The organism is Brevundimonas sp. Leaf280, from assembly GCF_001422455.1.
GTDB lineage: Bacteria > Pseudomonadota > Alphaproteobacteria > Caulobacterales > Caulobacteraceae > Brevundimonas.
Genome location: NZ_LMNC01000002.1, coordinates 168,886 through 180,195, shown reverse-complemented (window position 1 = coordinate 180,195; position 11,310 = coordinate 168,886). Strand labels below are relative to the sequence as shown.

At 65.3% G+C, this 11,310-nt stretch carries 10 protein-coding genes; 2 read left to right on the top strand and 8 right to left on the bottom strand.

Annotated features, from left to right (window positions below; genetic code table 11):
- Positions 1 to 43 precede the first annotated feature (43 nt).
- Both gltX and gltA read left to right on the top strand, forming a co-directional pair.
- Positions 44 to 1,459, top strand: coding sequence for a glutamate--tRNA ligase (gene gltX, locus ASF31_RS04400; protein WP_055753520.1), 1,416 nt, complete (start codon positions 44 to 46; stop codon positions 1,457 to 1,459).
- A gap of 66 nt (positions 1,460 to 1,525) precedes the next feature.
- Complete coding sequence (gltA, locus tag ASF31_RS04395; RefSeq protein ID WP_055753519.1) at positions 1,526 to 2,827, top strand: citrate synthase; 1,302 nt, start codon at positions 1,526 to 1,528, stop codon at positions 2,825 to 2,827.
- Between the two features lie 56 nt (positions 2,828 to 2,883).
- On the opposite strand, the gene ASF31_RS04390 is transcribed toward gltA, so the two are convergent.
- Genes ASF31_RS04390 through bamA form a run of 8 tightly spaced genes read right to left on the bottom strand, consistent with a single transcriptional unit; the run spans position 2,884 to position 11,284 of the window.
- Positions 2,884 to 3,876 (bottom strand): FUSC family protein, encoded by a 993-nt coding sequence (locus tag ASF31_RS04390; RefSeq protein WP_055753518.1) that lies wholly within the window; start codon positions 3,874 to 3,876, stop codon positions 2,884 to 2,886.
- A gap of 2 nt (positions 3,877 to 3,878) precedes the next feature.
- A complete protein-coding gene (gene lpxB / locus ASF31_RS04385) occupies positions 3,879 to 5,048 on the bottom strand; it encodes a lipid-A-disaccharide synthase (RefSeq protein WP_055753517.1) in 1,170 nt (389 codons plus the stop codon).
- Positions 5,045 to 5,884: an LpxI family protein gene (locus ASF31_RS04380; protein WP_055753516.1), complete on the bottom strand. Its 840-nt coding sequence runs from the start codon at positions 5,882 to 5,884 to the stop codon at positions 5,045 to 5,047. The genes lpxB and ASF31_RS04380 overlap by 4 nt, the downstream gene beginning before the upstream one ends.
- Entirely contained in the window at positions 5,881 to 6,669 is a 789-nt protein-coding gene (gene lpxA, locus ASF31_RS04375; RefSeq protein ID WP_055753515.1) for an acyl-ACP--UDP-N-acetylglucosamine O-acyltransferase, read from the bottom strand. The genes ASF31_RS04380 and lpxA overlap by 4 nt, the downstream gene beginning before the upstream one ends.
- Positions 6,669 to 7,163, bottom strand: coding sequence for a 3-hydroxyacyl-ACP dehydratase FabZ (fabZ, locus tag ASF31_RS04370; RefSeq protein ID WP_055753514.1), 495 nt, complete (start codon positions 7,161 to 7,163; stop codon positions 6,669 to 6,671). The genes lpxA and fabZ overlap by 1 nt, the downstream gene beginning before the upstream one ends.
- Positions 7,160 to 8,173, bottom strand: a complete 1,014-nt coding sequence (gene lpxD / locus ASF31_RS04365; protein WP_055753513.1) for a UDP-3-O-(3-hydroxymyristoyl)glucosamine N-acyltransferase — start codon at positions 8,171 to 8,173, stop codon at positions 7,160 to 7,162. The genes fabZ and lpxD overlap by 4 nt, the downstream gene beginning before the upstream one ends.
- 7 nt (positions 8,174 to 8,180) lie before the next feature.
- Positions 8,181 to 8,786, bottom strand: coding sequence for an OmpH family outer membrane protein (locus ASF31_RS04360; protein ID WP_055753512.1), 606 nt, complete (start codon positions 8,784 to 8,786; stop codon positions 8,181 to 8,183).
- Between the two features lie 32 nt (positions 8,787 to 8,818).
- Positions 8,819 to 11,284 carry an outer membrane protein assembly factor BamA gene (bamA, locus tag ASF31_RS04355; RefSeq protein WP_082465010.1) on the bottom strand — a complete coding sequence of 822 codons (2,466 nt, stop codon included), beginning with the start codon at positions 11,282 to 11,284 and terminating at the stop codon, positions 8,819 to 8,821.
- Positions 11,285 to 11,310: the final 26 nt, after the last annotated feature.

Below are 11,310 nucleotides of genomic sequence, written 5' to 3'. Positions count from 1 at the left end.
CGCATCGGGGCGTATAAGGGCCTCGCTTACGGACCCCTCCCCCATGACCTCACCTTCTTCGACTGTCGTCACCCGCTTCGCCCCCTCGCCGACAGGCTATCTGCATATCGGCGGGGCGAGAACCGCTTTGTTCAACTGGCTGTATGCCAAGAGACACGCTGGGCGTTTCCTGATCCGTGTCGAGGATACCGACCGCGAACGCTCGACGGACGAGGCGGTGAAGGCCATTTTCGACGGCCTGAGCTGGCTGGAGCTGTTCGCCGACGACGAGCCGGTGTTCCAGTTCAGCCGCGCCGACCGCCACCGCGAGGTGGTTGATCAACTGCTCGAAGCCGGCCACGCCTACCGCGACTTCACCTCGGCCGAGGAGACCGGTCGTCTGCGTGACGAGGCCAAGGCGGAAAAGCGCACTTTCGAATCGCCCTGGCGCGACCGCGAGCCGACCGTCGACGATCTGGCCCTGCCGCACGTCGTGCGCTTCCGCCGGCCAAAGGCGACGACGGTCACGGTAGCCGATGAGGTCCAGGGCGACGTGAACTGGTCGACCGACGACCTGGACGATCTGGTGCTGCTGCGTTCGGACGGCGCGCCGACCTATAATCTCGCCGTCGTCGTGGACGACCACGACATGGGGGTGACCCACGTCATTCGCGGCGACGACCATCTGAATAACGCCGCGCGGCAGAGCCTGATCTACGATGCATTGGGTTGGACGCGTCCGACCTTCGCCCACATCCCCCTGATCCACGGACCGGACGGCGCCAAGCTGTCGAAGCGTCACGGCGCGCAGGCGGTGCATGAATACGCCGAGATGGGCTACGTGCCCGAGGCTATGCGCAACTATCTGGCCCGCCTGGGCTGGTCGCACGGCGACGACGAACTGTTCAGCGACGCCCAGGCCATCGAGTGGTTCGATCTCGCCGGCATCGGCAAGGCGCCGGCCCGTTTGGACTTTGACAAGCTGGCCCACGTCAACTCGCACTGGCTGCGTCTCGCCGACGACGAGCGGCTCGCCAAGCTGACGCTGGATGCGCATCTGCAAAAGGGCCACGCCCTGGCGGAGGCGGACGAAGCCCGGCTTCAGCGCGCCATGCCTTTCGTCAAGGATCGCGCCAAGACGATCCTCGACCTAGCCGACCAAACGGTCTTCGTACTTAAATCGCGCCCGCTGACCCTGGACGATAAGGCGAAGGCGCTGCTGTCCGGTGAGACGCTGGATCGCCTAGCCCGCCTGCGCGAGCGGCTGTCCCTGTTCCAATCCTGGGATGTCTTTGCGCTGGAAGCCGAGCTCAAGGCCTTTGCGGAATCCGAGGGCGTCGGGTTCGGAAAAATCGGCCCGCCCATGCGCGCAGCGCTTACCGCAGGGTCAACATCACCTGATATTGCACGAACTTTGTCGGCTCTTGGGCGCGACGAAAGTCTCGGGCGCTTGGATGATGCGCTGCAACAGACTAAGTGATCACCCACAAACCAAAAAGCGGCCGACGCCTCCCCGCGCCTGGACGTGTGATGCAAAGGGGCATTCATGACTGAACAAGCCAAACCCGCCGGCTCGGCGACCCTGTCCTTCGAGGACAAGACGATCGAGTTGCCGGTCCTTTCGGGCTCCACCGGCCCGGACGTCATCGACATCCGCAAACTCTATGCGGGTACGGGCGCCTTCACCTTCGATCCCGGCTTCACCTCGACGGCGGCCTGTGAATCGGCCCTGACCTATATCGACGGCGACGCTGGCATTCTGCTTCATCGCGGCTATCCGATCGACCAGCTGGCGTCGAAGTCGAACTTCGTGGAAGTCTGCCATCTGCTGCTGCACGGCGAACTGCCGACCGCCGCTCAGTACGAGAAGTTCGAAAACAGCATCACCACGCACACGATGCTGCACAGCCAGTTCGATCGCTTCTTCGAAGGCTTCCGCCGCGACGCCCACCCGATGGCGATCATGGTCGGCACCGTCGGCGCCCTGTCGGCCTTCTATCACGACAGCCTGGACATCCACGATCCGATCCAGCGTGACATCTCGGCCATTCGCCTGATCGCCAAGATGCCCACGATCGCGGCCCGCGCCTACAAATATCACATCGGCCAGCCGTTCGTGTCGCCGCGCAACGACCTGTCCTACGCCGAAAACTTCCTGCGCATGTGCTTCGCCGTTCCGGCCGAGGACTATCATGTCGATCCGGCCCTGGTTCGCGCCATGGACCGCATCTTCACCCTGCACGCCGACCACGAACAGAACGCCTCGACCTCGACCGTGCGTCTGGCCGGTTCGTCGGGCGCCAATCCGTTCGCCTGTATCGCCGCCGGCATCGCCTGCCTGTGGGGCCCGTCGCACGGCGGCGCCAACGAAGAGGCGCTGACGATGCTCAAGGAAATCGGCACCCCGGACAAGATCCCGGAGTTCATCCAGGGCGTGAAGGACCGCAAGTACAAGCTGATGGGCTTCGGCCACCGCGTGTACAAGAACTACGACCCGCGCGCGAAGGTCATGCAGCAGTCGGCCTATGAAGTGCTGGCCGCCACGGGCCGCGAAAACGATCCGCTGTTCCTGGTCGCCAAGGAGTTGGAGAAGGTCGCCCTGTCTGACGAATACTTCACCTCGCGCAAGCTGTTCCCGAACGTCGACTTCTATTCGGGCATCACCTTGTCGGCGATGGGCTTCCCAACCACCATGTTCACCGTCCTGTTCGCCCTGGCCCGCACCGTGGGCTGGATCTCGCAGTGGCAGGAAATGATGGCCGATCCGTCGCAGAAGATCGGTCGCCCGCGTCAGCTCTACACGGGCCCGACCCAGCGCGATTACGTGCCGATCGAACAGCGCGGCTGAGACGAAAGCTGAAATGCAAAACGCCGGGGAGACATCCCCGGCGTTTTTCTTTGTCGTCAGACCAACTTCAGATCCGCGAAACGGGCAGCCAGGTCATCCAGATCGCGGTGCATATGGGCCACGCCGATCGCAGCAGCGCCCAGAGCCACGTCGTCGCTCTCGACGGCCATGGACAGGGCCAGGCTTTGGTCGATCGCGCCCATGGGCTGGGCGGCCTTGCCCTGAGACAGAGCCTTGAGTTGCTCCACCGCCCGCTCCGCGTCCTGCGACCAGGGATCCAGCCGTGCGCCCGCGCCCTCAGCCTGGAAACCGCGCCCCAGGATGACGATGTCGCTGCGCACGCGCCAGAAGGCGCGCACGAGCGCGGCTCGATCCGCCGTCTCGCGTTGCGGGCCGGGCAGATCGATGACGTTCTTGGCGGCCTGACCCAACGCATCCAGCCGCCGCTTCAGATCGGCATGACGGCGCGAAATCTCGGACGCATCCTGTGAAGAGGGCTTTGCGACCAAAGCCAACAGTACCGCCGCCTCGCCTGCCGCCTCGCGCGCCTGAAGCTTGAAGGACTGCCTGGCATGGCGCGGAAACAGGGCCAGTATCGCCAGAACCCCCACGCCGCTGCCGACCAGGATTTCCATCACCCGATCCAGCGCGAGGGACGCCGGTCCTTCCGCGCCCGTCCCGCCGGCGATGACGATCGTCGCCGTCACGGGCGCGACCTTCAGCCATGGCCGCCCGGTTGCAAAGAAGGCCAGCAGTCCCGCGGAGACGGCGATGCTCATGGCCATGCTTTCTAGGCCCGGCGGACGAAGGAAGGCGAAGACCGCCCCTGCCAGCGCTCCGGTCGCCGTGCCGATGGCCCGGTCACGCGCAACGGTGAGGACGCCGCCGCCGACGCTCGCCTGGATGACGACGATGGCGGAAATCACGCTCCAGTAAGGGTGCGGCAGGTTCAGCCAGGTTGCGAGGTAGAGCGCGGCCATCGCGCCCACCGCCATCTGCAGCGCGGCGCGGACCTCGGCCGCACGTCGCGGACTGAGCGCCCGCGCCATCGTCAGCTCCGCGACTTCTCGGCGATGACCTTGAGCACGGCGTCGGCAGCCAACTCCGACGGGTCCGGTCCTCCGCGCCCCATCAAGTCCAATGCCGCCATCTGGCGACGCGCCTGTTCGGCCGCCAGCGCTGGGTCGGCCAGCAGCCGCCCGACCGCCGCCGTCAGGATGGCCGGGGTCGCCTCGTGCTGAATGAACTCGGGCGCGATCCGGTCGTCGGCCGCGACATTGAACAGGGTGATGTGTTTGGCGGTCACGAACCGCTTCATCAGCTGATAGCTGAGCCCGTCGATCTTGTAGGCGATCACCATCGGCGCGCCCGCAAGCGCGAGCTCAGTCGACACGGTGCCGCTGGTGGCCAGGGCGACGGTCGCGGCGCGCATGGCGTCATACTTTTCGGCTTCGTCGACCAGATGAACGCGGAAGGGCCAAGCGGCGACTCGGCCTGCAACATCCTGAGCGACCGTCCCCGCGGCGACCACGGCGACTTCCAGACCAGGATTCGTGGTCTTCAGTTTTCTGACCGTCGCCTCATAGACGGGGGCCATTCGGGTGATCTCGCTGGGCCGGCTTCCTGGCAGCACCAACAGGAGTTGCGCATCGGCGGCGATCCCATGACGCGCGCGGAACGCTGCGCCGTTCGCAGCGTCGACGTTCACATGGAGCGCAGACGAACCGACGACGGTCGTGGGCAGGCCCTCGCGCTCGAACCAGGGCGCATCAAAGCCATAGAGGGCTAGAAGATGGTCGACGGCGCCTGCCAAGGTTCTGGCCCGGCCCGGCCGCGAGGCCCAGACCTGAGGCCCGACGTATTTGATCAGCGGCAGGTCCGGCCGCGCGGCCCGGATCGCCTTGGCCACACGGATGGTGAAGCCCCAACTGTCGATCAGCACCACGGCGTCGGGCTTTTCCCGCTCGGCCAGCGCAGCCGTCTGCTCGACGCGCCGCTTGACCTTGCCGTAGGCGCGCAAGCCCTCGATCCAGCCCAGGATCGACAGTTCGGCGATATCGAATGGGCTGGCGACGCCCTCGGCCGCCATCTTGGGTCCGCCGACGCCGACAAAGGCCACACCGTCGCCTAACCGCACCTTCAACGCCTTGGCCAGACCGGCGCCCAGCGCATCGCCAGAAGCCTCAGCCGCCACGAGCATGATCTTCAGCGGGCGGCTCACCGGTCCTCGCCCCAGACGAACAGACCCAACCGATCCGCCACCTCGACGATGGCGTCGCGATCAATCAGGATCAAACGTCCCGCCACGCCGCCGATGCCCGCCAGACCCGCCGCCGCCGCCATTTCGATGGTGCGCGGCCCGATCACGGGCATATCGACGCGCAGATCCTGGATCGGCTTGGGCGCTTTGCCGAGCGCGCCCCTGGGGCTATCAACCGCTCCACGTAAATCGGCGGACAGGCCAGCGACGCGGGTCAGCATCGCGTCCGTGCCTTCCTGCGCCTCAACCGCAAGGACCAGGCCGTCACAGACCACTGCGCCCTGACCGATATCCAGTTCGCCTGACTTTTCGGCGACATGCAGCGCCTTCTTCAGATCGCCTAGCTGTTCCACGGTCGGTGAGACGGCGCCCAAGGCGCCCGCGCCGAGCGTGTCGCCGCCCAGTATGTCGTCGGCGCCCTCGACGGCGAAGCCTTCGGCCTCGAACACCGACAGTATCTTGCGCAGCAGGGCGTCATCGCCTTTGGAGGCGGCGGCGACGATGCCCGGCAACAGGGTCGCCCCCTTGAAGTCGGGCTTAAGCGTCTTGAAATCCGGCCGATTGACGATGCCCGCCAGACACACGGTCGTGCAGCGCTCGGCCTTCAACGCCTTCAGGATCGCGCCGATCTGAGCCATGCCGAACTCGGCGCCGGGCCAGCGCGCCAGATGCTCGTCAGCAAACCCCGCCAGACGGATCACGAAAACCGGCCGTCCCAGCGCGTCGCAACGCGCCGCTACGGCCGCCGGCAGATCGCCGCCGCCTGCGATCAGACCCAGCTTTTCAGCCGCGCTCATTCCGCGTTCGGCAGGCACAGCGGACGACGCCCGCCGTCACGGATGAAGGCGATGATCTCTATGATCTCGGGCAGGTCGGCATAGCGTTCCGCCACGCCATCGATCCGACCGGCGAACTCGCCCTCGCCCTCGAACAGATCACGATAGGCCGCAAGCAGACGCCGCACCTGATCCTTGCCGTATCCCTTGCGCTTCAACCCGATCAAGTTCAGCCCACGTAGCCGCGCATGATTGCCCCAGGCCGAGCCATAGGGGATGACGTCGCGCGTCACCGCCGCTAAGCCCCCAATGATCGCGCCTTGCCCGACGCGACCATTCTGGTGCACCGCGCACAGCCCACCCAGGAACACCTTGTCCCCGACCTGAGCATGACCGCCCAAAGTCGCGTTGTTGGCCATGACGACATTGTCGCCGACGACGCAGTCGTGACCGACATGGGCGCCGGTCATGAACAGGTTGTTCGAGCCCACGACCGTCACGCCTGTCCCCTGCGGCGTGCCCCGATTGAAGGTGCAGTGCTCGCGGATCAGGTTGTTCTCGCCGATCTCCAGCCGAACCGTCTCACCCTTGTAACCATTGTGCTGCGGGTCGCCGCCGATGACGGCGAACGGATGGATGACCGTCCCGCCCCCCACCGTCGTGTCCTGCTGGACCACGACATGGCTGACCAGGCGCACACGGTCGCCCAGCACCACATTCGGTCCTACCGTGCACCAGGGGCCGACCTCCACACCCTCGCCCAATGTCGCCGTCGCGTCGATCACAGCGGTAGGATGAACGGTCATCAGGCCGCCGGCCCAGGCGCTGGAGTGGGCACAGTCACGACCATGGCCATGAACTCGGCTTCGGCCGCCAGCTTGCCGTCGATGAAGGTCTCGCCCCGGAACTTGTAGGCGTCGCCCCGCGCGCGGATCACCTTGACCTCCATGCGCAGTTGGTCGCCTGGCCGCGCGGGCTTTCTAAAACGAACCCCGTCGATCGACATGAACATGATGACTTTGTCGGCCACGGCGACATCCAGCGTCTTGGACATCAACAGTGCGCCGGTCTGGGCCATGGCCTCGACGATCAGCACGCCGGGCATGACCGGATCGATCGGGAAATGCCCCGGGAAGAAGGGCTCGTTGTGGGTGACGTTCTTGATGCCGACGATCGACGTAGCAGGCACGAAGTCTTCGGCCTTGTCCACCAGCAGGAAGGGATAACGGTGCGGCAGCCGCCGCATCACCTCGGCGTAATCGATCTTGCCTTCGACGGCAGTCGTGTCGCTCATCCCTATGATTCCTTTGCAGCCTTCTTTGATGAGGCCTGTTTGGCGAGCCAGACCGTCTCGCGCAAGAACTGTCGGATCGGACGCGCCGGATAACCAGACCAGGTCTCGCCAGCGGGAACATCGGCCAGCACACCGGCTCCGGCCGCGACGCGCGCACCCTCGCCGATCGTGATGTGGTCTGCGATCCCCGCCTTGCCGCCGAAGATGACATTGTCGCCCACGGTCACCGAGCCCGAGATGCCGGTATTGGCGACCAGCAAGCAGTTGCGGCCGATGACGCAGTTGTGGCCGACCATCACCAGATTATCGATCTTGGTGTTCTCGCCGATGACCGTGTCGTCATAGGCGCCACGGTCGATGCACGAGTTGGCGCCCACCGTCACGCCGTCCTGAAGGATGACGCGACCGAGTTGGGGAATATCCATGACCCCCGCCGCTGTCCCCGTGGCGCCGAAGCCCGCTTCGCCGATCCGGGCGCCGGCATACAGCTTCACCCGGTCGCCGATCAGCGCGAAGGCCACGCTGACGTTGGCGCCGATCACGCAATCACGGCCGATTTGCACGCCGGGCGCGATGACGCTGTTGGCGCCAATGCGGGACCCTCGACCGATGCGGACGCCCTGCCCCAGGATCGCGCCCGGTTCGACCACGACGCTGTCGTCCTCGCCCGCCTCGTCGCGGGTTATCGCTTTGTCCAGAAGTATGGGCCGATGCAGCGCCAACGACGCCTTGGCCCAGGCGGCTTGAGGCGTGCGCGAGATGATGACAGCGGCGGACGACGGCGCGGCGTCCTTGGCCTCAGCCGGCACGATGACGCAGCCGGCCTGTGTCGTCGCCAGCGCGGCGGCGAACTTGCGGTCGCCCAAAAACGCGATCGCGCCCCCGTCCGCAGAGGACAAGGGCGCGACGGAGGCGATCATGCGATCCCCGCCCCGCTCGACCTCGCCGCCGATCCGCGCCGCCAGATCGGCGACGCTGAGGGGCGACAGGGTTTCGAAGAAGCGAGGATCGGGCATCGACGACTTAGTTGGCGGCGGCCGGTTGAGCCTGCGTCTGAGCCGGCACGGCCATACGGTTAAAGCTCAGGGTCGGCAGGGCCGTGTTCAGGCGCTGGATCGCCAGGTCAGTGACATCCATGGCCGGGTTCATCATGAAGACGCTCTCGCGGTCCAGCAGCAGGCCGCAGCCCTTCTCCTGATACAGGGCGGTCAGGATCGGCGAGACGGCCTCGGTGATGGCCTGGCGTTGCATACCCAGGGTGTAGCGCAGCTCGTTTTCACGCGTGGCTTCCAGCTGTTGGGCCTCTTGCGCGCGCTGCTGCAGGGCCTGACGGCGCTGTTGCAGTTGGTCGGCCGGCAGGCTCGAGCCCGAGGCTTGCAGTTGCTGAGCGTCCGACTGGATGGACGTGGCGTAAGGCTGCAATTCGCCCTGAACTTCCTGAGCCAACTGTTGCATGCGGGCTTCGACGGCCTGACCGGCCGACGACTGGGCCAGCAGACGCGCGTTGTAATAGACGCAGACGCCGGGGATCACCGGGCCGGGGTTGGCCGGCGCGCCGGCCTGTTGCGCCGAAGCGGCGGTGGCGATGAGCGAAGCAGCGGCGGTCGCCGCGATGATCAGAGCTTTCATGGTGTTTCCTCGTGCGGTCGAAAAAGCCGCGATTAGAACTGAGTGGAGGTCGAGAAGCGGAAGGATTCCGTCTTGTCGTAATCTTCCTTGGAAAGGACCTTGGAGATGTCGAAGCGGATCGGACCCATTGGCGACTTCCAGTGGATGCTGACGCCAGCCGATGCGCGCAGCGACAGCTCATCGGCAATATTGGTGTTCACCGTTCCGGTGGACGTCAGCTTGTAGCGGTCGTCCAGCACCCCCAGCGTACCGACATCGGCGAACAGCGAGGTCTTGATGCCGTATTGCTCGGGCAGATAGTTCGGCACGGTGAGCTCGACCGTGCCGATGGCGTAGAAGTTGCCGCCCAGGGCATCGGTCGTATTCAGATCGCGCGGCCCCATACCGGCTGTCTCGAAGCCGCGGAAGCTGTTGCCGCCCTTGAAGAAGCGGTCGTTGATGCGGATCGGGTCACCGTTCCAGCCGCTGACGTAGCCGGTCGAACCCTGAACGCTGACGACCCAGGCTGGCGTGATGCCATAGTACCAGCTCGCATCAGCCTCGGTCTTCACATAGTTCACGTCGCCGCCCAAACCCGCGAGGTCCTGACGCAGCGAACCGGCCCAGCCGCGTGTCGGACGGATCGGATCGTTGGTGTAGTTGACCTGAAGCGTGTAGCCCGCCGACGAGTTGATGAAGCTGCCGATCTGGTCACACAGCGCCGAAGATCCCTGCCCCACGCCCGAGCAGAAGCCCGTTGGCACGATGATCTCGTCGGACTTCAGGAAATAGCGCGTGCTCAGCAGCATATTTCCGTTCAGCGGATAGGACAGACGCAGGCCCGCGCCGGTCGAGCGATAGTCGTATGACGAGTACTGGCTCAGGTCATAGCGCGAGTGGAACAGGTCGAAGCCGGCGCGCAGGTCACGGCCGAGGAACTTCGGCTCGGTGAAGCGGAAGTCGACCTGCTGGCGCAGCGAGCCCCACTCCAGACGGGCGACCACGTTCTGGCCGCGCCCACGGAAGTTCCGCTCCGAGATGCCCAGATTGACGGTGAAGGAGTCGACGGAGCTAAAGCCCGCGCCGACGGACAGTTCGCCGGTGGGTTGCTCTTGTACATTGACGTTGATGATCGAGCGGTCCGGCGCGCTGCCACGCGTTTCCTCGACCGTCACGTCCTTGAAGAAGCCCAGGGCGCGCAGGTTGTTGCGCGAGCGCTCCATCAGGGCGCGGTTGAAGGCGTCGCCCTCGGTCAGCAGCAGTTCGCGGCGGATCACCGGGTCGATCGTGCGGGTGTTGCCGACCACATTGATGCGATCGATATAGACGCGCTGGCCCTCGGACACGTTGAAGGTCACATCGACCGTGTCCGTCTCGGGATTGGCCTTGTAGGTCGGATTGATCTCTACGAAGGCATAGCCGGCCGAACCTGCCGCGAACGTCAGGGCGTCGACCGCTTGCTCGATCTTGTCGCTCTCGTACAGCTGGCCTTCCCGGATCGGCACCAGGGCCTTGAGGAAGTCGGCGTTCAGCCGGTCGTTCTGGGTGACGACCTTGATCTCACCGAAGTTGTACTTGTCGCCTTCGTTCAGCGTCAGGGTCAGCTGGAACGCCTGATCGTCCGGCTGTAGCTCGGCGACCGAGGACACCACGCGGAAGTCGTAATAGCCGCGGTTGGTGTAAAACTTCCGCAACTGCTCCTGATCATATTCCAGGCGGTTGGGGTCGTAGTTGTCGTTATTGGAGAAGAACTTCCACCAGGTCGACTTCTCGGTGACCATCACGCCGCGCACGTCGCGATCCGAAAACGCCTCGTTGCCCAGCACGTTGATGGCGCTGATGCCGGTCTGCGGTCCTTCGTTGATCTCGAAGATCACATCGACGCGGTTCTGTTCCAGCTGGACCAGCTTCGGCGTCACAGTCGCAGAGATGCGGCCTTGCAGGCGATACAGTTCGACGATGGCGCCGACGTCTTCCTGAACCTTGGCGCGGGTATAGATGCCGCGCGGCGCCAGGGTCACTTCCTTGGTCAGCTTGTCCTTCGACAGCGCCTTGTTCCCCTCGAACACGACCTGGTTGATGATCGGGTTCTCGACGATCTGGACGATCAGATCGCCGTTCTGGATGCCCAGTTGCACATCGGCGAACAGGCCCGTCCGCGACAGGGTGCGCACCGCGACGTCCAGCACCGAGGCATCTACCGCGTCACCAGGACGGATCGGCAGATAGGAAAGGACCGTCGTCTGGTCGATCCGCTGCGCGCCCTGGACGATGATGCGGTTGATCGTGATCGTCTGCGGCGCAGCGATCTCGACACGCGGTTCGGCGGCGCTCGCCGCCGCCTGAGGCGCGGCCGTCGGCGCGGGGGTTTGGGCGGGCGTTTGAGCCGGCGCAGCAGGCGTCGGCACCGGCGCGGTCTGGGCCAGCGCGGGTGCGCCCAGCCCGGCGGCGACCGCCAGAGCCAGCAGGCTGGAGCGGGCGCTCAGTCGAACGGCGGCGCGAGAGGTCATGTCATTCATTCGGGAAACCGTCGGGGGCTGGCGTC

Coding starts and splice junctions, on each gene's coding strand:
- gltX (WP_055753520.1), top strand. CDS start 44: ATGACCTCACCTTCTTCGACTGTCGTCACCCGCTTCGCCCCCTCGCCG.
- gltA (WP_055753519.1), top strand. CDS start 1,526: ATGACTGAACAAGCCAAACCCGCCGGCTCGGCGACCCTGTCCTTCGAG.
- ASF31_RS04390 (WP_055753518.1), bottom strand. CDS start 3,876: ATGGCGCGGGCGCTCAGTCCGCGACGTGCGGCCGAGGTCCGCGCCGCG.
- ASF31_RS04380 (WP_055753516.1), bottom strand. CDS start 5,884: ATGAGCGCGGCTGAAAAGCTGGGTCTGATCGCAGGCGGCGGCGATCTG.
- lpxA (WP_055753515.1), bottom strand. CDS start 6,669: ATGACCGTTCATCCTACCGCTGTGATCGACGCGACGGCGACATTGGGC.
- lpxD (WP_055753513.1), bottom strand. CDS start 8,173: ATGCCCGATCCTCGCTTCTTCGAAACCCTGTCGCCCCTCAGCGTCGCC.
- ASF31_RS04360 (WP_055753512.1), bottom strand. CDS start 8,786: ATGAAAGCTCTGATCATCGCGGCGACCGCCGCTGCTTCGCTCATCGCC.
- bamA (WP_082465010.1), bottom strand. CDS start 11,284: ATGAATGACATGACCTCTCGCGCCGCCGTTCGACTGAGCGCCCGCTCC.